The sequence below is a fragment of the Actinomadura luzonensis genome, from assembly GCF_022664455.2.
Lineage (GTDB): Bacteria > Actinomycetota > Actinomycetes > Streptosporangiales > Streptosporangiaceae > Nonomuraea > Nonomuraea luzonensis.
On sequence record NZ_JAKRKC020000002.1, the window covers coordinates 1,958,259 to 1,979,555 of the forward strand.

The following is a 21,297-nucleotide window of genomic DNA, read 5'->3' on the forward strand; positions in this document are numbered from 1 at the left end:
CGCTGAACAAGACCTCGCCCGCCTGTGGACCGCCGGACGCGGTACACCGTACGCTCGTCACGGATCATGGCATGTCGGGAAAGGTCGGTATGGCGCAGCGGCGCTTGCTGGAGGGCCTGGGGGTCACCGTCGCCGAAGAGACGGCGTACCGGGCCCTGCTGCGTCACGGCCCCGCCACCCTCAGCGAGCTGGCCGCCGAGACCGGCTCCTCGGCCGCCGCCAACCGCCGCATGCTGCCCCGGCTGGAGGACCTCGGGCTCATCTCGCGGGTCGCCGGGCGTCCGCTGCGGCTCGTCGCGACCCCCCCGAACATCGCCATCGACATCCTCGTCGCCCGCCGCCAGGAGGAGCTGACCCACAGCAGGGCCGCCGCCGCGCTGCTCGCCACCGAGGTCGCCGCGCGCAGCGGGCCGCAGCCGGAGGAGGTGCTGGAGGTCGTCACCGGGCACGACGCCGTGGCGCGCCGCTACCTCCAGCTCGAACGCAACGCCACCAGCGAGCTGCTGGTGCTGGTGCACCCGCCGTACGCGGTGGACATCAGCGACGACCGCGAGAACCAGCGCCGCGCCGCCCGCAGGGGAGCGCCGGTGGTGCGCGGCATCTACAGCCCGCTCGCCTTCGAACACCCCGGCATGCTCGCCCACACCCGCCGCGCCATCGCCGACGGCGAGCAGGCCAGGCTCGGCCAGGTGCCGGTCAAGCTGGCCGTCGCCGACGCCCGCACCGCCATCCTGCCGCTGGTCTCCGACGAGGACCGCGCCGTCGAGACCGCCCTCGTCGTGCACCCGTCGGCCCTGCTCGACGCACTGGTCGGCCTGTTCGAGACGTTGTGGCGCGCCGCCGTGCCGCTGCGCCTGGCCGAGGACGGCCTGCACCCCGAGGGCTGGCCCCAGGCGCCGGACGCCGAGGTGCTGGCCCTGCTCGCGGGCGGCATGAAGGACGACGCGATCGCCCGCCAGCTCGGCCTGAGCCCGCGCACCGTGCAGCGCCGGGTGCAGGTGCTCTGCGAACGCCTCGGCGCCCGCACCCGCTTCCACGCCGGCTTCCTCGCCGCCCAGCGCGACCTGCTGAGCCAGTGACCAGCCCCCAGCGAGCCGGCCCGCTAGGTGAGCAGGAAGCCGCCGTCCACCGGGAGCGTCACGCCCGTCACGTAGGAGGAGGCGTCGCAGGCCAGGAACAGGGCCGCCGCGACCAGCTCGGCCGGGTCGCCGGCGCGCTTCATGAGCACCCGCGACTCGATCGTCCGCTCCAGGTAGCCCGGCTGGTACTGCTCGGTCATCTCCGAGGTGAAGAAGCCCGGCTCCAGGCAGTTGACCCGGATGCCGCGGCGGCCGGTCCACTGCTGGGCGAGGTCGCGGGTCAGCCCGGCGAGACCCGCCTTGGAGGCGGTGTAGGCGGCCTGCGGCAGCCCGGCGGTGGTCTCGGCGAGCACGCTGCCGACGTTGACGATCGACGAGCCCGGCCGCATCACCCGCGCGCACGCCTGCGCCATCCAGTACGCCCCCATCAGGTTGACCTCGACAACCTGCCGGAACTCCGCGGGCGTCTCCTTCAGCGCCGGGACGGCGGTGCCGAGGCCGGCGTTGTTGATCAGCACGTCGACGCGGCCCAGGCCCTCGACCGCGGCGGCGGCGAGCGCGTCGCAGTCGTCGGGCCTGGCCACGTCGGCGGGCACCGCGAGGCACCGCCGGCCGGTCTCCTCGACCAGCCGCCGCGTCTCCTCCAGCCGGTCGGCCCGCCGGGCGCCGATCACGAGGTCGGCGCCCGCCTCGGCCAGCCCGCGGGCGAAGGCCACCCCCAGCCCGGACGACGCCCCGGTGACGATCGCCACCTTGCCGTCCAGGCGGAACCGCTCCAGCACCGGCCGGCCGTCCCTTCTAGAGCCCGTATTCCTTGACGATGCGCTCGTGCCGCTCGACCTCGACGTCGATCTCGCGCGCCAGGTCGAGCCAGGCCAGCGGGTGCACCCAGCGCTCGGTGGCGTCGTCGAGCAGGGCGTCGACCTCCTGCGGCGAGACGTCCGGCGGCACCGCGACCCAGCCGAACACGCCCGGCAGCGGCTCGCCCGAGGACGGGTGGGTGACCTTGTAGTTCTCGTCGCTGTAGACCCACATCGGCCAGCCGCGCTCGGCCATGACCTCGGTGAACTCGGTCCAGTCGGCCTCGCTCGGCGCCGCGCCGTCGAAGAAGTAGCTGGTGTAGCCGCCCGGCCGCAGGATGCGCACCGCGGCGAACGGCGGCACGAAGTTCTGCTGCTCCTGCGGGTCGTCGGGCACCGGCTCAAGGAGCTGCGGGTCGAAGACCACGAGGTCGCCGGCGTTGTAGTCCATGCCGCGCGGCTGCGGCAGGGCCAGGCGGGCGGTGGCGGGCCCGGTGCGGATCGACAGGACCTGGCGCTGGCCGCCGTCGGGCGCGGGGAGGATGACCCGGATGAGGCCCATCTCCTCCTCGATCGGGCCCTCCTTGGACTTGATCGGCATGCCGATCCTGGCCGCGCCCTTGCGCACGGTGTCCCAGTCCTCGGCCGAGGTGGCCATGACGATCATGCGCCAGACGTCCTCGTCGGACAGCTCGTCGATGACCTCCAGCAGCACCTCGGCGGCCCTGGCGTTCTGGTCGAGCTGCTGGGCGGCGCCGGACAGCAGGCGGCGGGCGTCGATGCCGGCCCCGGCGGCGACGGCGTGCTCGGCGGCGTCGAGCGCCTCCTGCCAGCGCTCGCGGGCGCTGTGCAGGCGGGCGAGCGCGACCTGCTGCGCGGCGTGCGGCAGCAGCGCGGCCATCTGCTCCAGCCGCTCGTCCTGGCGGGCCTCGATGAGCAGGGTGGTGAGGTAGGCGACGTCGTCGGACTCGGCCTCGCCGATCTTGCCGGTGTCGACCAGCGTCTTCCAGTAGATGTCGGCGCCGGTGGCGGGGTAGCCGAGGAAGCCCAGCGTGGTGGTGTGGCGGCGGGTGGCCTCCAGGTCGTCGCCGGACAGCGGCGCCAGCCAGCCCACCCACTTCTCGGGGTCGGCGTTGAAGCCGTCGGCGGCGTCGAACAGGCCCACCCGCTCCTCCAGCGGGCCGGGGGGCGCGGGCTCGCCGGCGGCGTCGGCGGCGGCGCGCAGCGCGGCGACGCGCTCGGCGACGCCCTCGCTGTCGCGCAGCTCGGCGGCGCCGGACTCGGCGAGGTCGGCCAGCAGCCTGGCCTGCCAGACGCCCTGGCGGGCGACGGCGAGGTCGCCGGCGACGAGGGCCAGCTCGACCCGGGCGCGGTAGCCGCCCATCATCGCGAAGTAGTCGACCCACTGGCGCAGCACCCGGCCGAGCTGCCAGGTGTTGGTGATCTGCGAGGAGCCGGCCAGCAGGCTGACCGCGCGCGACCACTCGACGAACACGCGCGGGTGCTCGCCGACCACGTCGAGGTCGGGCAGCGCGTCCACGGCCTCGGCGACGCGGCCGAGCGTGGCGAGGATGAGCGCGCGGCGCACGCCGTCGCGGTGCTCCTTGGCGACCGGGTCGTCGGGCTGGTGGCCGGAGGCGGCCTGCAGCGCGTCGAGCGCGGCCTCGGCGCGGCCGGCGGCCAGCAGCGCGCGGGCGTGCTCGGCGCCGAGCTCCCAGCTCGGCTCGCGGCCGGCGGTGCGCAGCCGCTCGGCGGCGGACTCGGCATAGGTGACGGCCTCGTCCGCCTTGCCGGCGTCGACCAGCGCGGCGACGTACTGGGTGACGAGGCCGGCGAAGGAGGACTTCTCCGGGCTCAGGCCCTCGAGGTAGGCGCCCAGCGTCTCCAGGCGCTCGCCCGCGTAGCCGGGGCCGTCGGTGTTGGCCAGCGCGAGGGCGAGGGCCTCGACCGCCGCCGGGACGGACGGGCACTCGCGCACGTCTTCGCGCTGGGCGAACGCGAGGAGCTGCCGGGCGTCGTCGAGCGCGACCGCGCCCTGCGCCCGGTCGCCGACGCGGCCCATGAGGTGCCAGTAACGGGCGTAGAACTCGAGCCACGGCAGCTCCAGGGCCTCGGCCTGCTGCGCGATGGCCGGGGCCATCACGTCGAGCTGCGGGTATCGGCCCTCGTAGGCCTGTGCGGGGAGGTCTCCCAGCGCCATGGCGAGGCCAACGTTGCCCGCCTCGGAAAGCTGCTGCTGGGTGTCGCCGACCCAGGCCCAGATGTCCACGTCCATGGGCAGTCAGTCTGCCAGGTCAACGACCGTGCCCAAAACGCAGAAGCTCGATCAGCTCGTCCGATTCGCCGTCGCCGAGGACCGAAAACACCGGAGCCATGAGATCGTCGGTGCGCTCCTCCACCTCGGCCCTGCGGGCCACGACCTCGGGGGCGGGCTCCGGGTAGGGTTCCGGCCAGGTGAAGAACCGGGCGATCTGGGCGCCCGCGGCGTTGCCGAACGGGGTGGCGTCGTGGGCGGTGGCGAGCGTGGCCTCCAGGGGGTGCAGCCCGGCCGCGACCACGGCGTTGGCGTGCAGGCCGCCGCGCAGCTCACGCAGGCAGTGCATGAGCTGGACGGCCCGCGCCGGCGGGTCGTCGGGCAGCGGCACCGCCCGCCAGCCGGCGAACAGCGGGGCGCCCACGGACGAGGCCGCCCCGACGACCCGCTCCAGCAGCTCGGCGAGCCGGGCGCAGCCGTCGTACCCGCCGAGCTTGCGGCGGCCCCAGGCGCGGCACACCTCGGCGTAGAGCTCGACGGCCCGCTCGACCGGCAGCTTGCGGCCGTTGTTCCAGCTCTCCTCGACGTGCTCGCGCGGGAAGAAGACGGCGACGGAGTGGACGACGTCGGCGTCGCACTCGCCGAGCACGCCGCAGCGGCCCCGGAAATAGAGCTCGCGGGCGCCGAGGCCGTGCTCCTCGCAGACGGCCTTGGCCTCGCGCGAGATCATGAACCCGCCGCCGAGCTGCCCGATGGGCGCCTTAACCTGGACTGCGGTGGTGCGTGGGTCTGCCATGTCCCACCTCTCAGTTCGGGAAACAGACCCAGCATGCCTCAGCAGAACTTCATTCTGCAAGCATCAGCTCGCCGCTGGCCACGATCACCGCCGGGCCGGACAGGTAGCTCATGTCCGCCTCCAGGATGACGGTGAGCGTGCCGCCGAGCACCTCCACGGTCCAGGTGCCGGTGGTGTCGCCCGACAGGGCCGCCGCCGCGACCGCCGTGGCCACCGCGCCCGTGCCGCACGAGCGGGTCTCGCCGGAGCCGCGCTCGAAGACGCGCATGACCGCGCGGCTGACGCCCACCGGGTTGAACAGCTCGATGTTGACGCCGCCGGGGAAGACGCCGATGTCGAAGCCGGGCTGGTGGGTGAGGTCGAGCTGGACGACCGGGTCGCCGATGGCGCAGGCCAGGTGCGGGTTGCCCACGTTGACGCGCAGGCCCGGGTACTCGCAGCCGCCGACGGTGGCCACGCTCTCGCCCTCCACCACCGGCTTGCCCATGGCCACCGTGATGTCGCCGTTCGGCTCGACCCGGACCGGGCGCAGCCCGCCCCGGGTGGCGATGGCGAACTCCGCCGGGTCGGCGAGGCCCGCGTCGATGAGGTAGCGGGCGAACACCCGCACGCCGTTGCCGCACATCTCGGCCACGCTGCCGTCGGCGTTGCGGTAGTCCATGAACCACTCCGCGCGGGACGCCTGGCCGGCCACCTCGTGGCTGCGCTTGGTGCGCACCACCCGGAGGACGCCGTCGGCCCCGAGGCCCGCCCTCCTGTCACAGATCTTGGCGACGAGCGCGGCCGACAGGTCGAGCTCGGCGTCGGGATCGGGCAGGATGACGAAATCGTTCTCGGTGCCGTGGCCCTTCAGGAAACGCATGCCGCAAGTCTAGGGGGAGGGGTGCCCGGTGATCTCCGCCAGGGCGCGCTCCACCAGGTCCGGGGCGTCGTACGGCAGCCAGCGCACCCGCGGGTCGCGCCGGAACCACGACTCCTGGCGGCGCGCGAAGCGCCGGGTGGCCCGCACCGTCTCCTCCCGCGCCCGCTCCTCGCTCCACTCGCCGCTCAGGTAGCGGACGACCTGCTGGTAGCCGAGCGCGCGGCCGGCCGTGCGGCCCTCGGCGAGGCCCTGCCCGAGCAGGCCGCGCACCTCCTCGACCAGGCCCGCCGCCCACATGCGCTCCACCCGCAGCGCGATCCGCTCGTCCAGCTCCGGCCGCGGCACCTCCAGGCCGAGCTGCACGCTCGGGTAGACCGCGTCGTACGACGGCATCGTCGCCGAGAACGGCCGGCCCGAGTGCTCGATCACCTCCAGCGCCCGCACGATGCGGCGGCCGTTGCTGGGCAGGATCGCCGCCGCCGCGGCCGGGTCGAGCCCGCGCAGCCGCTCGTGCAGCGGCGCCGGGCCGCGCTCGGCCAGCTCCGCCTCCAGCCGCGCCCGGATCTCCGGGTCGGTGCCGGGGAACTCCAGGTCGTCGAGGGCCGCCCGCACGTACAAGCCGCTGCCCCCGACCAGCACGGGCGCCGCCACCCGGTCGATGACGTCCCTGGCCAGCTTCTGGTACTCGGCCACGCTCGCGGTGACCGTGACGTCCCAGACGTCCAGCAGGTGGTGCGGCACGCCGCGCATCTCCTCGGGGGTCAGCTTGGCGGTGCCGATGTCCATGCCGCGGTAGAGCTGCATGGAGTCGGCGTTGACGCACTCGCCCCCGAGGCGGAGGGCGAGCTCCACGGCGAGGTCGGACTTTCCGGCCGCGGTGGGGCCGACGACGGCGATCACTGGCTGCTGGCGCACACGCACCAGTGTGCTAGAGATCGAGCAGCGTCGGTTGCAGGTACCCCTCGTGGGTGAGCAGCCACCGCTTGGTCTCCACGCCGGTGCCGCCGCTGAACCCGCCGAGCCCGGTGCCCGAGATCACCCGGTGGCAGGGCACGACGATCGGGATCGGGTTGGAGCCCATGATCGAGCCGATGCCGCGCGCGGGCACGGTGGAGCCGCTGAGCCGGGCCAGCTCGCCGTAGGTGACGGCGGTGCCGTACGGGACGGCGTGCAGCGCCTGCAGCACCCGCCGCCGCGACCCGGACGTCAGCCGCCAGTCGATGGGCGTCGCGAAGGCCCGCAGCTCGCCGGCGAAATAAGCGTTCAGCTCGGCGACGGCGGAGGCCGTACGATCCGAATCATGCACTTCGACCAGCCCGAGCCGGTCCGCCAGGCCCGCGTGGGAGGAGCCCCAGCCCGACGCCACCAGCCCCGTCTCGGTGACGGCCAGCGTGAACGCGCCCACCGGCGTCGCCACCGTGGCGAAGGCGACCGAATCTCCCGCTGGGGCCATGATGTCCTCTCGTGAGCTCGTGGTGCTGGGCACCTCCAGTGCGGTGCCCACCAGACACCGTAACCACAACGGCTACTTCCTGCGCTGGGACGGGCAGGGTTTCCTGTTCGACCCGGGCGAGGGCACGCAGCGGCAGATGGTGCACGCCGGGCTGAGCGCCAACGACGTCCACTGGGTGTGCGTGACGCACTTCCACGGCGACCACTGCCTCGGCGTGCCCGGCGTCGTGCAGCGCATCGCCCGCGACCGGGTCAGGCACCCCGTGCGGGCCGTCTACCCCGCCTCGGGGGCGGTCTACTGGCGGCGGCTGCGGCACGCCGCCGCCTTCGCCGACACCGGCGTGATCGCCGAGCATCCCGTCTCCGGCGCGCTCGACGGGGCCGGGCCGCTGATCGCGCGCCGGCTGTCCCACCCCGTCGAGTCGTACGGCTACCGCGTCCAGGAGCCGCCCGGCCGCCGCATGCTGCCCGCGAAGCTGGCCGCCCACGGCATCCGCGGCCCCGAGGTCGGCGAGCTGCAGCGCACCGGCTCGGTGCGCGGCGTCACGCTGGAGGAGTGCAGCGAGCCGCGCCCCGGCCAGGGCTTCGCCTTCGTCATGGACACCCGGCTCTGCGACACCGTCTTCGAGCTGGCCTCCGGGGTCGACCTGCTGGTCATCGAGGCCACGTTCCTGTCGGGGGAGAGCGCGCTCGCCAAGGAGTACGGGCACCTGACGGCGTACGAGGCGGGCGTGGTCGCGGCGGACGCCGGGGTGCGGCGGCTGGTGCTCACGCACTTCTCCGAGCGCTACGGGTTCGGCGACGAGCCCGCGTTCGTGGCCGAGGTGCGGCGCAGCTACGACGGCGAGGTCGTGCTGGCCCGCGACCTGATGAAGGTGCCGGTGCCGCGCCGGGTCCACACAGCGGCGTGGTAACCGACCCCGAAGGGGGCGGAGCGGGCGAGCAGCCGGCCGTCGAACGGCTCCGGCCCGGCCGCGCCGGCGAGCACCTGGAGCGCGGCGCGGCCGGTGGCCCACAGGCGGTCGGCCTCCCCGGGGTCGAGCGCGGCGAGCGCGCCGGGGGCGGCCGTGTCCAGCGCGTGCGCGACCAGGTCGTCGAAGGGGCGGGCCGCCTCGTCGTACCTGCCGGGGGCCCGGGGCGTGAGGCAGGCCGGGCCGTCGGCGAGCACCAGCAGCCCCACCCGCTCGCCCGAGGCCGCCAGCTTCTCGCCGAGCGCCCGGCACTCGGCCGGCGCGGCGTCGTAGGCGACGGCCTGGCAGGCGTCGGGCGCCTGCCCGCCCAGCAGGTGGCGGCCCACGGTCAGCGACAGCGGCAGCACGGGCTCGCCCTCGCCCGCCGTGACCCGCAGCCCCCACGGGCGCAGGCTGCCGGCCGCCCGGCCCGCGTACGCCGCCGTGTCCGCGGCCCCGCCCACCACGGCCAGCACGTCGGGGCGGGCGGCGAGCAGGCCCGCCACGGCGGCCCCGCACGCGGCGCGGAGCTCCGCGAGCACGGGCATCCCGGTCACGAGCAGCGGGGTTTGCGGGCAGACGGCCGCGGCGGCAAGCACGAGCGCAAGCGTACGCGGACCGGCGCCACCGCCCTCGGCCAGGTCGGGCCTGACCTAGAAGGGGCTCTCGCCCGCCTTCACCCGCGCGAGCAGCGCGGCGGCGTGGGCGTACACCAGCCGGTGCAGCCCGCCGCCGAAGCTGACGCGCGCCACGCCCAGCTCCGCCAGCCGCCGCAGCGACGGCGCGCCCGGCCGGAACAGCACGTTGACCGGCCGCCCGGCCAGCTCGGACACGAGCGCCCCGATCTCGTCCTCCTCGCCGAGCACGATCGGGTACACGCAGTCGGCGCCGGCCTCCAGGTAGCGCCGCGCCCGCGCGAGCGCGTCGGCGCGGGTGCGGTCGCCGTGCAGGTACGTGTCCACCCGCGCGTTGATCACCAGTGCCGGGCCGGCCGCCGCGCGCACCCCGGCCAGGAACTCCGCCTGCTCGCCCGGGTCGACCAGCTCGCCGGTGCGCGGGTCGCTGTCCTCCAGGTTGCAGCCGGCCGCGCCCGCCGCCAGCAGCCGTTCGGCCAGCTCGGCGGGCTTGAGCCCGTAGCCGCGCTCGACGTCGGCGGTGACCGGCACGTCCACGGCGCGGGCGATGCGCGCCACGGCGGCCAGCATCTCCTCCGCCGGGACGCGCTCGCCGTCCTCGTAGCCGAGGACCTGGCAGACGGCGGCGCTGCCGGTCGCCACCGCCGGGAAGCCGGCCTCCTGGACGGCCCGCGCCGAGGCGGCGTCCCAGATGTTGGGCAGGACCAGGGGCGTGCCCGGCACGTGCAGCCCGCGAAGGACGCCGGCCCGCTCGATGGGGCCGGCTCCGTCAATCGTCGTCATGTCTCCTGACCCTAGGCTCGCGGGCCGCCGTCGCCGAAGGTCCAATGGCGGCCACAACCTTCGAGCCACTTGGCCCGCCGCCCAGGGGGTCAGCAGCCGCTCGTCGCGCACTGCCCGGCGACCAGGCCGCCGGGGCCGTCCGCCGGGTTGTCGGCCGCCGGGGACTGCGGGGCCTTGGCGGGGGAGGTGGGCTTCTTGCCGTCGCCGGTCCGGGTGGCGCCCTGGTCGCGGCCCGTGGAGGTGCCGCCGTCGGAGTCGCCGGTGCCGGCCGGGTCGCCTCCGCCGCCCGGGTCGGTGGCGGCGTCGCCCATGGTCGCCTCGTCGTCCTGGAAGGCGTCGTCCTGGGTGCCGCCCGTGCCCTGCGACGGCCCGGCCTCCTGCCGGGTGCCGGGGGCGGCGGGCGTGCCGGGGCCGGCGGCCAGCTTGTAGCCGACGCCGCCCGCCGCCAGCAGCCGTTCGGCCAGCTCGGCGGGCTTGAGCCCGTAGCCGCGCTCGACGTCGGCGGTGACCGGCACGTCCACGGCGCGGGCGATGCGCGCCACGGCGGCCAGCATCTCCTCCGCCGGGACGCGCTCGCCGTCCTCGTAGCCGAGGACCTGGCAGACGGCGGCGCTGCCGGTCGCCACCGCCGGGAAGCCGGCCTCCTGGACGGCCCGCGCCGAGGCGGCGTCCCAGATGTTGGGCAGGACCAGGGGCGTGCCCGGCACGTGCAGCCCGCGAAGGACGCCGGAAATCGATGCGGAAACGCCGCTTACCGTGAGATCAATAACACCGAACGCCACTCCCCGGGTGTCCCATATGACATTGATCGCATCTCCGCCGCATATGAGTGGAACGGTCCAAAGGTCGGCCGGGGCGCGGGTGCCGGCTCCCTGGGTGCGGGCGGTGCCGTCGCCCGGCGCGCCGCCGTCGGCGTACCTGCCGCCTTCGGTGTACGGGCCCTCGGGGTACGCGCCCTGGGCGTCCCCGCCGGCAACCCGTCCCGACGGGTACCGCCCGCGTCACGCCACCGTGCCGCGACCGCCCGCCCGCCGGCGGGCCGGCCCGCACCCGCGGCCGCGCCGCACCGGCTCACCCGTGCCGCAGGCCCCGCCCCAGGCTCCACCCCAGGCCCCGCCCCAGGCCCCACCGCGGGCCCCGCGCCAGGCCCCGCCGGCGGCCCCGCGCCGCGAGCCGCCCCGGCCCGCGCTGCCCCGGGGCCCCGTCGACCCGTGCGCGACCTTCCACGACTTCCGCCGCGACCCCTGTTACGCCTTCCTGGACCGGCTCACCCGATAGCGGGTGACCCGTGGGCGCGCCGGCCGGACCGGCGCGCCCCACCGGAGGGCTCAGTCGTCGTCGGCCTCGCCCTGGTCGTCGTCCGGCTCGGCCTGGGCGGCGGCCTGCTGGGTGACCGCGCCGCTGGCGGAGTCCACGGCCACCTCGTACACCTGCGTGCCCTTGGTCAGCTCGATCTCCCACTTGCCGGAGTCGTCGTGGTCCACCTCGCTCACCCAGGCGCCCTGGACCTTCTGGTGGGCCAGCTCGATGGCCTTCTCCGCGGTGACCTTGGGGGCCTCGGGCGCGGCGGTGGCGGCGTAGGCGGCGGCCCCGCCGCCCGCGAGCAGCGCGACGACCCCGGCACCGGCAACAATGATCTTCTTCGTGATTCGCATGACCCCAGGACATCGCGGACGCCGATAACCGCGCGCTAAGCCGCTCCTAAAACCACCTCAACCCGCGCCCCGCCCCCTTCCGCCGCGGAGACCTCCAGCCGGCCGCCGGACGACTCGGCGGTGCGCCGGACGATGTCCAGGCCGAGGCCGGTCGAGCCGCCGCCGCTGGTGCCGCGTTCCAGGAGGGCGGGCTCGAAACCGGGCCCGGCGTCGCGCACGGTGAGCAGCGCCCCCTCGGGGTGCCGCGCCAGCCGTACGGACAGGGCGGCGCCCTCGGGCGTGTGCGCGAAGACGTTGCCGAGCAACGCGTCCACGACCGCCGCCAGCTCCTCGGCCCCCACCGCGACCGGCAGCGGCCCGTCCGGCAGCGACACCGCGACCTCCCGCCCCTGGTCCTCGGCCAGCACCGACCAGAACCGCACCCGCTCGCGCACCACCGCGCCCGCCTCGCACGACCCCCGCCCGGCCGTGCGCTGCCGCGCCTCGGTGATGACGGCGCTCACCGCCCGCTCCAGCGCGTCGACCCTGGCCTGCAGCCGGGCCGCCTCCTCCGGGTCGCGCAGCGCCTCGGCGTCCAGCCGGAGGCCGGTCAGAGGCGTGCGCAGCCGGTGCGACAGGTCCGCCACCGACTCCCGCTCGGCGGCCAGCAGCGCGTCGATCCGCCCGGCCAGGTGGTTGAGCGCCAGCGCCACCGAGCGCACCTCGGGCGGCCCGCCGGGCTCGGCCCGCGCGGCGAGGTCGCCCCCGGCCAGCCGGTGCGAGACCCTGGCCAGCCCGTCCACCGGCCGCGTCACGGCCAGCGCCAGCCGGTCGGCCAGCACGATCCCCAGCACCACCAGCGCCAGCCCCAGCACCAGCAGCGCCGCCCACGCCTCGCGCACGCCCCTCATCAGCTCGGCGTCGGACACGAACACCCTGATCACCGCCGTGCCCTGCGGCGACTGCGCGGAGACCAGCACCTCCCGGCCGCCGCCGGCCTCGGCGGTCACGCTGCGCCCGGTCGCGGCCAGCCGCACCGCGGCCGAGCGCGGGGCGGGCGCGCCGAGCGTGCCGCCGTCCGGCAGGAACACCGTCACCGGCCGCGCCACCTGCTCCACCGCCACCGCGAGGTCGGGCGTGCCGGCGGCCACCGCGACGGACCCGGCCGCGGCCGTGGCCCGCTCCATCGCCCCGTTCGCGGCCACGGCCCTGATGAGCAGCGCCATCGGCACCAGCAGCGCGACCAGCACCAGCGACGTGGTGGCCGCCACCAGCAGCGCCAGCCAGCGCCTCACGCCGGCCCGACCAGCTTGACGCCGACCCCGCGCACGGTGTGCAGGTAGCGGGGCTCGGCGGCGGTCTCGCCGAGCTTCCTGCGCAGCCACGACAGGTGCACGTCCACCGTCTTGTCCGCGCCCCCGTAAGGGAGCTGCCACACCTCGGTCAGCAGCTCCCGCTTGGTCACCACCTCGCCCGGCCGGGCGGCCAGGTAGTGCAGCACGTCGAACTCGCGCGGCGTGAGGTCCAGCGGCGCGCCGTCCAGCGTCGCGGTGCGGGCCCGCGGGTCCACCCGCAGCGTCCCCACCGCCAGCGGCTCGGGCGCCGGGCCGCCGCCGGCCCGCCGCAGCACCGCCCGCACCCGGGCGTCGAGCTGCGCCGCGCTGTACGGCTTGACCACGTAGTCGTCGGCCCCGGCGTCGAGGACGGGCACCATCTCGGCGTCGCCGTCGCGCGCGGTGGCCACGATGACCGGCACCCGGCTGACCGCGCGCAGCATGCGCAGCAGCTCCACGCCGTCCAGGTCGGGCAGGCCGAGGTCGAGCACGATGAGGTCGGGCCGGTCCGCGACGGCCAGCTTCAGCCCGTCGAGCGCGGTCGGCGAGGAGGACACCGCGTGCCCCAGCTCCCTCAGCCCCCGGCTGAGCGCCGTGCGGATCGCCACGTCGTCCTCGATGAGCAGGATGTCGGCCATAGCACGAACGTAGCCGGTCGCGGCCCCTGGCCAGGAACGTCTTATCGTGCCCTTAACGTGGTCTTAGCCCGGCGTGGGGGAAGCTGGGAGCGATGAAGAAGTACCTGCTGGCCTGGGCGGCCACCGCGGTCGCCGCCACCGGGGCGTCCCTGGCCGTGCTCGGCCTGCTGGGCACCGGCGTGACCGGCACGCCCGGGCGCGTCCTCAGCGAGGAGGAGGTCGCCGCGGCGCTCGCCACCGCCACCGCCCGCGCCGCCGCCACCCCGGCGGGCACGCCGGGCCAGGGCCAGGAGGGCCGGCTGATCCGCGGCGCGGGCGGCACGGTCATCGCCTCCTGCGACGCCGCCGGCCTGGTGACGCTGCGCTCCTGGAGCCCCGCCCAGGACTGGTCGGTGGACGGCGTCGAGCCGGGCCCGGCCCCGGAGGCGAAGGTCGAGTTCGAGCCGCCCGAGGGCGAGGACGTCGAGCTGACGATCGCCTGCTCGGCGGGCCGTCCCGTGCTGCGCCAAGGCTGATCACGTGGGCCCCGCGGCTACCTGGTCTTCGAGGAGGCTCCCGCTGAGGCTCACGCCTCGGCGGTCAGCGCCGTCCTGGTCAGCTCGGCCTGCCGGGTGATCTGGCCCAGCACGATCGGGTTGACGCCTCTGGCCGTGAACAGCGCGACCATCTCCTCCAGCACCGCCCCGGCCCGGGCCAGGTCGCCCTGCCGGGCCTCGGCCCTGGCCAGGCGGCGCATGACGAGGTTGAGCGTGATGTTGTCCACGGTGCCGTCCCGCGCGACCCGGCTCAGGTGCTCGATGCCCTGCTTCGGGTCGGGCGGCCGCACCCGCAGGCGCTTGCCCGTGGTCAGCGCCTTGAACTCGCTCTCCGCGTTCAGTCCCTTCACCAGCCGCGCGTACGTGGCGAGCGGATGCTCGCCGTAGCGGTCGATGACCTCGTCCAGCGCCTGGTTGCCGGCCCGCAGCGCCGGCGAGTCGGAGCCCAGCAGGGAGAACAGCTTGCCCTGCTCCTCGCCCAGCATCAGCTCCGCCACCTGGTGGTCGTCGCGGGTGACCGGCAGCCGCACCCGCACGAGGCAGGCGGGGGAGACGATGCGCGAGCCGTCGGCCGCGACGTACTGGGCGCGGACCCGGTACTCGCCGGGCTGCTGGAAGTAGTGCCCGTCGCGGCCGTGCCCGATGTACGCGCTGCGGTACATGGCCGGGTTGCCCCCGTCCAGGCGGATGCCGGGCGAGGTGTCCACGCAGTGCCGCATCATCGGCCGGTAGAGCACGGTCCGGCCGCCCGGCTGGGTGATCGACACCTGGGTGAACTCGGTGTCGGGGTGCAGGTGCCCGTGCGTGACGGCGGGCCCGCCGGGCGCGGACAGCCTCAGCTCGACCACGACCGGCTCGCCCAGCTCGAACGACTCCTTGGCGCGCAGTTCCAGCCGCAGCCCGGAACGGTCCTCCACGGGCTGCTCGAACGGCGCGATCTCGGTCGCGCCGGTGCCGAAGGCGTTCGCGCCCATCGCCACGTCCCGGTAGCGGCCGTGGCGCAGGTGCACCAGCTCGGCGTCGGTGAACTGGAAGGGGAAGGCCGCCCAGTAGCCGCGCTCGCCGTCCGGGCGGTAGTTCTGCGCGTGGTTCATCCAGCTCAGGTCGCCGAAGCCGCCCTCGGGGCCGAGCGGCTGCGGCGGGACCGCGAGGTTCTTCTGCCAGGGGTGCAGCAGGTTGAAGGCGTGCCCGAGCTCGTGCACGTACGCCCGGAGCTGCGCCCGCCGCGCCTCCGGCGTCGTGCCCTTGATCGCGTCGTGGCACACGGCGGCGCCCTGGCGCTGGTGGGCGTCGTCGTAGTCGAACATGACGCCCCGGTAGCCGCCGACGTGCCGGCCGGCCACCAGCAGCCACACCCGCCAGGCCGGCGCGTCGGCGAACGCGCCGAACTGCTGCGTCATCGCGTGGTGCAGCTCGGCGTCGCTCCACGCCAGGTCATCCCCCGAGCCGTCCACCGGGATCACGCCGGGCTCGGCGAGGGTCAGCTCGACGCCCGCCTCCGCGTACGCGGTGACCACGCTCAGCTCGCGCGGCGGCGCGCCGCCCGGGGCCGGCAGCGACCCGGTGTGGTACGACCCGAACGGCACCGGCCCCACCACCGAGTCGACCTCCAGCCGCACCCGGCGGAAGCACGGCGAGGCGAAGGCCACCTGGAACGCGCGCCCGGCCAGCGCCGCCGTGCCCGCGCCCGCGCTGATCGTGACGCTCACGTCCTTGACCGGCGTCTCGAACGTGAACGTCCCCGCCCCCTCGATCCTGGCCCGCGACCCCTCCGCGTGCACGGCGGGGGCGTTGACCACGAACGAGCCGACGTAGGAGGTGGTGGCGCCGGTCACGGCGAACAGGTCGCCGCTCACCCGCCCGGTCGGCCTGCTCCCGTCGACGTCGACCCGGAGCGCCAGCCGCGCGTCGCCGCTCTGTCCCTCGTACAGCCCGCTGATCATGGGGAGCTCCCGGAGGTAGCTGGGGATGCCTGTCCGCGAAACGTCCCCCCGCCGGCGGGGCCTGTCAACGACTCCCGCGAACTTCGAGCGCGCCGAGCAGCTCCTCCGACGCCTTGGTGATCGCCTCGACGGCCCGCTCGAACGCCTCGGCGTTGTGCGCGGCCGGCGCCCGGAACCCGGAGATCTTCCTGACGTACTGCAGCGCCGCCGCCCGCACGTCGTCCTCGCTGACGCTCTCGACGTACGGGGGCCGCAGGGTCTTGATGCTCCTACACATGGCTCAACCGTAATAGCCGATGCGCTGGCTTATCTCCCGAGCGCCCCTGACCAGCAGCTCGCCCACTTCTGGCAGCCGCTCGGGCGTCAGCCGGTAGGACGGCCCCGACGCGCTCACCGCCGCCACCACGGCCCCGTCGCCGCCGCGCACCGGCGCGGCCACGGCGTTCAGCCCGACCTCCAGCTCCTCCACCGTGCAGGCCCAGCCGCGCTCCCTGACCTCGGCCAGCTCCAGCTCGGCGGCGGAGGTGCGGGTGCGCGGCGTGTAGCGCTCCAGCTCGCCCGCGGGCAGCCGCAGCGCGCCGAAGGCCAGCAGCACCTTGCCGCTGGAGGTGGCGTGGGACGGGGTGCGCTGGCCGACCCAGTTGTGGCCGCTGATCGCGGCCGGGCCGCGGACCTGGCTGATGTTGACCGTGGCGCCGTCCTGCGGCACCGCCACGTTGACGGTCTCGCCGATCGCCGACGCCAGCCGCAGGCACACGGGCCGGCTCTCGCGGGCCAGGTCGAGCTGGGCCGTGGCGGCGCCGGCCAGCCTGATGACCCCGAACCCCAGCCGGTAGCGGCCCCGGTCGCCGCTCTGCTCCACCAGACCGCCCTGCTCCAGCGCGGCCAGCAGCCGGAACGCCGTGGACTTGTGCACGTCGAGCTCCGCCGCGAGGTCGGTCACCCGGGTGGCGCCCTCGCGGGCGAGGATCTCCAGGATCGCGATGGCCCGGTCCACCGACTGGACCGTCGTGCTGTTGCTCATAGCGCAACAGGTTACTCGGCGTGCGGGCCGAACTCCCCGCCGAAGCCGCTCGCGATCCGCCGCAGGCCCGCGGCCAGCTCGGCGCGGTCCAGCGCGTCGATGCGCTCGGCCGGCCCCGACACCGACATCGCCGCCACCACCCGCCCGCCGTCGCACACCGGCACGGCCAGGCAGTGCACGCCCAGCTCCTCCTCGCCGAGGTCCATCGCCCAGCCGCGCTCGCGCACCGCGTCCAGCTCGGCGAGCATGTCGGTGACGGCGGTGATCGTGTTGGGGGTGCGGCGGGGCATGCCGGTGCGCTCGAACACCGCGAGCGCCTCCTGCGGCGGCCGGCCCGCCAGCAGCACCTTGCCCACGGCCGTGCTGTGCGGCAGCACCCGCCGCCCCACCTCGGCGAACATGCGCAGCCGGCGCGGCGAGGGCACCTGCGCCACGTAGACGACGAAGTCGCCTTCGAGCACCGCCAGGTTCGCCGTCTCGCCGGACAGCTCCACCATCTTCGCCAGGTACGGCTGCGCCCACACGCCGACCATGCCCCCCGCGACGCCGCCCAGCCGGACCAGGCCGCCGCCGAGCGCGTACCGCCGGTCGGTGTCCTGGCGCACGTAGCCGCGGGCGAGCAGCGTCTGCAGCAGCCGGTGGATGGTCCCGTACGGCAGGCCGGTGCGGGCCGCGAGCTCCGACAGCCCCGCCTCGCCGCCGTGCTCGGCCAGCGCCTCCAGCACGTCGAGCGCCCGCTCCACGGACTGCACGCTCACAGCGCGACCCCGCGCAGCGAGGCGTCCAGGACCTCGGCCGTGTGCGCGACCCGGATCTCCCGCCCGGCCCGCCGCATCGCCGCCGCGATCTGCATCGTGCACCCCGGGTTGGCCGACACCAGCAGCTCGGCTCCGGCCGCCGCCACCGCCCGCGCCTTGCGGTCGCCGAGCTCGCGCGCCGCCTCCGGCTGGAAGATGTTGTACGTGCCGGCCGAGCCGCAGCAGATCGCCGACTCCGGCACCTCGCGCAGCTCCAGGTCGGGGATGCCGGCCAGCAGCTCGCGCGGCTGGGACCGCACGCCCTGTGCGTGGGCCAGGTGGCAGGCGTCGTGGTAGGCCACGCTGAGCGGCAGCGGGTGCCGCTTGGCCGCCGGCCCCAGCTCGGCCAGGAACTCCGACAGGTCGCGCACCTCGAACCCCGGCTCGCGGCCCAGCAGCTCGCCGTACTCCTTCATGGACGAGCCGCAGCCGGCCGCGTTCACCACGACCGTGCGCACCCCGGCCCGCTCGAAGGCCCGCACCGTGCGCGCCGCCAGCCGCCTGGCCTGCTCCGCCCGCCCGGAGTGCACGCTGAGCGCGCCGCAGCAGCCCTGCGGCGGGATCACCACGTCGCAGCCCTCCAGCGCCAGCACCCGCGCGGTGGCCGCGTTGACCTGCGGGAAGAACTCGCGCTGCACACAGCCGGTGAGCATGCCGACCACCGCCCGGCGCTCGCCCCGCGCCCGCACCAGGCGCGGCAGCCGCTGCCGCCGCCCGGCCTCGGGCGCGAGCGCGGCCATCGCGCCGAGGCTCGCGTCCGCCCTGCCGAGGTAGCCCGCCATGCGCCGGCCCAGGGCCGCCGCCGGGCGCGCCAGCCGCAGCCGCCGCGGGTAGGGGAACAGGCTGAACACGATGCCGCGCACCGCCCGCTCCCGGGGGTCGCGCTCGTGCCGCCGCTCCACCTCCACCCGGGTCGACTCGATCAGCCGGTCGTAGCGCACCCCGGACGGGCAGGCGGTCACGCAGGCCATGCAGCCGAGGCAGGCGTCGAAGTGCCCGGCCATCTCCGGCGTCACCGGGGTGCCCTCGACGTGCTGCTTCATCAGGTGGATGCGGCCGCGCGGCGAGTCCATCTCCTCGCCCCACAACACGTACGTGGGACACGTCGGCAGGCAGAACCCGCAGTGCACGCAGTCGTCGATCAGCTTCGGGTCCATGCTCACATTCCTCCGACGAACCGGCCGGGAGACATCCTGCGCCCGGGGTCGAACCGTTCCTTGACCCGCCGCATCAGCGGCAGCCCGCTCACCTGCCCCCACCGGTCGAGGCCCGCGCACGGCGGCGCGGCGGTCACGCTCACCCGCCCGCCCGCGGCCTCCACCCGCCGCCGCAGCCCGGCGACCGTCGCGGCCAGCTCGTCACCGCCGACCGGCCGCCACGCCTCCAGCCACACGCGCCCGGCCAGCACCGACCCGCGCAGCGCCAGCCCGGCGCGCGCCGCCGCCTCCAGCACGGCGGCCAGGCCCGTGGCCGGGAAGCGCACCTCGACCAGCACCTCGTCCCGGGTGATCAGCCCCCACCAGGGCGGCGGCGCGTCGGTGACCTCGCCGCCACCGATCAGCTCCCGCACGGCCGCGGCGCGGCTGTCCGCCGCCGCGCCCTCGACCAGCACCGACAGGACCGGGGGCGCGTCCGGCTCGGGCCGGTCCACCTCGGCGGCGCTCGGCTCGGCCTGCGCGGCGGCCAGCGCGGCGGCCAGGCCCGGCAGCTCGGCGGCCGCGACCTCGGCGCTCACCCAGCGGCGCGCGGCGGGCAGCGGGTGCAGCCGGAACGTGGCCTCGGCGATGACGCCGAGCGTGCCGTGGGAGCCGGTGAAGAGCTTGCCGAGGTCGTAGCCGGCGACGTTCTTGACGACCTTGCCGCCCGAGCGGGCGACCGTGCCGTCCGGCAGCACGACGGTGACGCCGATGAGCAGGTCGCGGGCGGTGCCGTAGCGGAAGGCGCGCGGGCCGGCGGTCGCGGTGGCGAGCGTGCCGCCGACCGTCGCGCCCTCGCTGAAGGGCACGTCGAGCGCCAGCTCCTGGCCCTCGCCGGCGAGCGCGGCGGCCAGGGCGTCCATGGTGACCCCGGCCTGGGCGCGGACCACGAGGTCGCCGGCCGCGTGCTCCAGGATCTCGTTGAGGCAGCACAGGTCGAGCAGCACGTCGCAGCGCTCCGGCGGCAGGCCCCAGTGGAGCTTGGTGCCGCCGCCCGCGGGCACGACCGCGAGGTCCCGCGCGGCGCAGGCCCGCAGCACCGCCGCGACCTCCTCGACGCTCTCCGGCAGCGCCACCCACCGGGGGAGGACCCCGCCGACCGCGTCCTCGGCGTCCGCCGGCCGGACCGTCACGCCCTCGATCAAAACTGCTCCGCCTTCCCCGACTCGACCAGCGGGTGCACGCCCTTGCGCACGCCCGGCACCTCGCCGCACAGCCGCGGCGTGGGGAACACCTTGCCGGGGTTCGCCAGGCCCCGGGGGTCGAACGCGCACCGGACGAGCTGCATGGTGTCCAGGTCGGCCGCGCTGAACATGCGCGGCATGTAGCGCGCCTTGTCGACGCCGACGCCGTGCTCGCCGGTGATCGAGCCGCCGTGCTCGATGCACAGGTCCAGGATCGCGCCCGAGACCGCCTCGGCCCGCTCGCCCGCGCCCGGCTCGGCGTCGTCGAACAGCACCAGCGGGTGCAGGTTGCCGTCGCCGGCGTGGAAGACGTTGGCCACCCTGATGCCGTGCTCGGCCGAGAGCCGGTCGATGGCGGCCAGCACGCCGGGCAGCGCGGTGCGCGGCACCACGCCGTCCTGGACGATGTAGGCCGGGCTGATCCGGCCCACCGCCGCGAACGCCGACTTGCGGCCCTTCCAGATGGCCGCCCGCTCGGCCGCGTCCGCCGCCACGCGCAGCTCGAACGCGCCCGCGCACAGCTCTCTGAGCCGGGCGAACTGCCGCTCGACCTCGGCGGCCGGCCCGTCCAGCTCGACGATCAGCACGGCCCCCGCGCCCGCCGGGTAGGAGCAGGCCACGGCGGCCTCGGCCGCCTCGATCGCGAGGGCGTCCATCATCTCGATCGCGGCCGGCACGATGCCCGCCCCGATGATCGCCGAGACCGCCTGGCCGCCCTGCTCGATGCTCTCGAACGCGGCCAGCACCGTGGTGACGGCCTCCGGCGCGCGGCTCAGCCGTACCGTGATCTTGGTGGCGACGCCGAGCGTGCCCTCCGATCCGATGAACGCGCCCAGCAGGTCGTAGCCGGGGTCCATGCGGTCGAGCGTGACCAGGTCGCCGTCGGGGGTGACGATCTCGCACGCCTCGACGTGGTTGACGGTGAAGCCGTACTTGAGGCAGTGCGCGCCGCCCGAGTTCTCCGCCACGTTGCCGCCGATCGAGCAGACCTGCTGGCTGGAGGGGTCGGGCGCGTAGTAGTAGCCCTGCTCGCGCACGGCCTCGGTGATGGCCAGGTTCGTCACGCCCGGCTCCACCACCGCCCGCCGGTTCGGCAGGTCGATCTCCAGGATCGCGCGCATCTTGGAGGTGACGATGAGCACGCCGTCCTCGCGGGGCAGCGCGCCGCCCGACAGGCCCGTGCCCGAGCCCCTGGCCACGAACGGCACGCCGAAGTCGTTGCACAGCCGCACCACCCGCGCGACCTGCTCGGCCGTCGCGGGCAGCACGACCACGCCGGGGGTGGCCCGGTGGTAGGTCAGGCCGTCGCACTCGTACGTCCGCAGGCGCACCGGGTCGGTGATCACCGCGTCGCGGGGCAGCACCGAGCGCAACGCCGCCGTGAGCGTCTCCATCAGGCC

22 protein-coding genes are annotated in these 21,297 nt (G+C 75.6%); 3 read left to right on the forward strand and 19 right to left on the reverse strand.

From position 1 onward, the window contains the following. Positions 1–89: 89 nt before the first annotated feature. Positions 90–1,079: a helix-turn-helix transcriptional regulator gene (locus tag MF672_RS39560; protein ID WP_242373909.1), complete on the forward strand. Its 990-nt coding sequence runs from the start codon at positions 90–92 to the stop codon at positions 1,077–1,079. Between the two features lie 23 nt (positions 1,080–1,102). On the opposite strand, the gene MF672_RS39565 is transcribed toward MF672_RS39560, so the two are convergent. From MF672_RS39565 to MF672_RS39590, 6 genes are read right to left on the reverse strand one after another with little or no spacing between them, the layout of a single operon-like run. After that, the gene (locus tag MF672_RS39565) at positions 1,103–1,861 is read right to left on the reverse strand and encodes an SDR family NAD(P)-dependent oxidoreductase (protein ID WP_242373910.1); all 759 of its coding nucleotides are present in this window, start codon (positions 1,859–1,861) and stop codon (positions 1,103–1,105) included. A 16-nt stretch (positions 1,862–1,877) separates the two neighbouring features. Further along, a complete protein-coding gene (locus tag MF672_RS39570; RefSeq protein WP_242373911.1) occupies positions 1,878–4,154 on the reverse strand; it encodes a tetratricopeptide repeat protein in 2,277 nt (758 codons plus the stop codon). 19 nt (positions 4,155–4,173) lie between these two features. Beyond that, on the reverse strand, positions 4,174–4,929 hold the full coding sequence (locus tag MF672_RS39575) for an SCO6745 family protein (protein WP_242373912.1): 756 nt from the start codon (positions 4,927–4,929) through the stop codon (positions 4,174–4,176). Positions 4,930–4,978: 49 nt separating this feature from the next. Continuing rightward, a complete protein-coding gene (gene dapF, locus MF672_RS39580; RefSeq protein ID WP_242373913.1) occupies positions 4,979–5,791 on the reverse strand; it encodes a diaminopimelate epimerase in 813 nt (270 codons plus the stop codon). A gap of 9 nt (positions 5,792–5,800) precedes the next feature. Further along, positions 5,801–6,706 (reverse strand): tRNA (adenosine(37)-N6)-dimethylallyltransferase MiaA, encoded by a 906-nt coding sequence (gene miaA / locus MF672_RS39585; RefSeq protein ID WP_242373914.1) that lies wholly within the window; start codon positions 6,704–6,706, stop codon positions 5,801–5,803. A gap of 13 nt (positions 6,707–6,719) precedes the next feature. Then, complete coding sequence (locus MF672_RS39590) at positions 6,720–7,295, reverse strand: methylated-DNA--[protein]-cysteine S-methyltransferase (protein WP_247815656.1); 576 nt, start codon at positions 7,293–7,295, stop codon at positions 6,720–6,722. Between MF672_RS39590 and MF672_RS39595 the strand changes: the two genes are divergently transcribed. Beyond that, complete coding sequence (locus MF672_RS39595; RefSeq protein ID WP_242373923.1) at positions 7,246–8,157, forward strand: ribonuclease Z; 912 nt, start codon at positions 7,246–7,248, stop codon at positions 8,155–8,157. The two genes, MF672_RS39590 and MF672_RS39595, sit on opposite strands and share 50 nt — an antisense overlap. Here the strand turns inward: MF672_RS39595 and MF672_RS39600 are convergent. The 6 genes from MF672_RS39600 to MF672_RS39625 all read right to left on the reverse strand — a co-directional run bounded on the left by MF672_RS39600 (position 8,079) and on the right by MF672_RS39625 (position 13,217). After that, positions 8,079–8,792 carry a class III extradiol ring-cleavage dioxygenase family protein gene (locus tag MF672_RS39600; protein ID WP_247815657.1) on the reverse strand — a complete coding sequence of 238 codons (714 nt, stop codon included), beginning with the start codon at positions 8,790–8,792 and terminating at the stop codon, positions 8,079–8,081. The genes MF672_RS39595 and MF672_RS39600 overlap by 79 nt on opposite strands. Before the next feature lie 54 nt (positions 8,793–8,846). After that, positions 8,847–9,611: an isocitrate lyase/PEP mutase family protein gene (locus tag MF672_RS39605; RefSeq protein ID WP_242384130.1), complete on the reverse strand. Its 765-nt coding sequence runs from the start codon at positions 9,609–9,611 to the stop codon at positions 8,847–8,849. An 89-nt stretch (positions 9,612–9,700) separates the two neighbouring features. Beyond that, positions 9,701–10,393 carry an isocitrate lyase/phosphoenolpyruvate mutase family protein gene (locus tag MF672_RS39610; RefSeq protein ID WP_302893356.1) on the reverse strand — a complete coding sequence of 231 codons (693 nt, stop codon included), beginning with the start codon at positions 10,391–10,393 and terminating at the stop codon, positions 9,701–9,703. 546 nt (positions 10,394–10,939) lie between these two features. Further along, on the reverse strand, positions 10,940–11,266 hold the full coding sequence (locus MF672_RS39615; RefSeq protein WP_242383591.1) for a PepSY domain-containing protein: 327 nt from the start codon (positions 11,264–11,266) through the stop codon (positions 10,940–10,942). 35 nt (positions 11,267–11,301) lie between these two features. Next, positions 11,302–12,540: a sensor histidine kinase gene (locus MF672_RS39620; RefSeq protein ID WP_242383592.1), complete on the reverse strand. Its 1,239-nt coding sequence runs from the start codon at positions 12,538–12,540 to the stop codon at positions 11,302–11,304. Further along, positions 12,537–13,217 (reverse strand): response regulator transcription factor, encoded by a 681-nt coding sequence (locus MF672_RS39625; RefSeq protein WP_242383593.1) that lies wholly within the window; start codon positions 13,215–13,217, stop codon positions 12,537–12,539. Before MF672_RS39625 ends, MF672_RS39620 begins: the two co-directional genes overlap by 4 nt. A 92-nt stretch (positions 13,218–13,309) precedes the next feature. Here MF672_RS39625 and MF672_RS39630 point away from each other — a divergent pair, with 92 nt between their 5' ends. Then, positions 13,310–13,732: a hypothetical protein gene (locus MF672_RS39630; RefSeq protein ID WP_242383594.1), complete on the forward strand. Its 423-nt coding sequence runs from the start codon at positions 13,310–13,312 to the stop codon at positions 13,730–13,732. A 50-nt stretch (positions 13,733–13,782) separates the two neighbouring features. On the opposite strand, the gene MF672_RS39635 is transcribed toward MF672_RS39630, so the two are convergent. The 7 genes from MF672_RS39635 to MF672_RS39665 form a co-directional block, all read right to left on the reverse strand. Further along, positions 13,783–15,696, reverse strand: a complete 1,914-nt coding sequence (locus MF672_RS39635; RefSeq protein WP_242383595.1) for a hypothetical protein — start codon at positions 15,694–15,696, stop codon at positions 13,783–13,785. A gap of 64 nt (positions 15,697–15,760) precedes the next feature. Then, positions 15,761–15,973, reverse strand: coding sequence for a DUF2277 domain-containing protein (locus MF672_RS39640; RefSeq protein WP_242383596.1), 213 nt, complete (start codon positions 15,971–15,973; stop codon positions 15,761–15,763). A gap of 3 nt (positions 15,974–15,976) precedes the next feature. Beyond that, a complete protein-coding gene (locus MF672_RS39645; protein ID WP_242383597.1) occupies positions 15,977–16,720 on the reverse strand; it encodes an IclR family transcriptional regulator in 744 nt (247 codons plus the stop codon). 11 nt (positions 16,721–16,731) lie between these two features. Next, positions 16,732–17,478 (reverse strand): IclR family transcriptional regulator, encoded by a 747-nt coding sequence (locus tag MF672_RS39650; RefSeq protein ID WP_242383598.1) that lies wholly within the window; start codon positions 17,476–17,478, stop codon positions 16,732–16,734. Next, positions 17,475–18,674, reverse strand: coding sequence for a (Fe-S)-binding protein (locus MF672_RS39655; RefSeq protein WP_242383599.1), 1,200 nt, complete (start codon positions 18,672–18,674; stop codon positions 17,475–17,477). Before MF672_RS39655 ends, MF672_RS39650 begins: the two co-directional genes overlap by 4 nt. 2 nt (positions 18,675–18,676) lie before the next feature. Then, on the reverse strand, positions 18,677–19,846 hold the full coding sequence (locus MF672_RS39660; RefSeq protein WP_247815659.1) for an FAD-binding oxidoreductase: 1,170 nt from the start codon (positions 19,844–19,846) through the stop codon (positions 18,677–18,679). An 8-nt stretch (positions 19,847–19,854) separates the two neighbouring features. Beyond that, positions 19,855–21,291, reverse strand: a complete 1,437-nt coding sequence (locus MF672_RS39665; RefSeq protein WP_242381857.1) for an FAD-linked oxidase C-terminal domain-containing protein — start codon at positions 21,289–21,291, stop codon at positions 19,855–19,857. Positions 21,292–21,297: the final 6 nt, after the last annotated feature.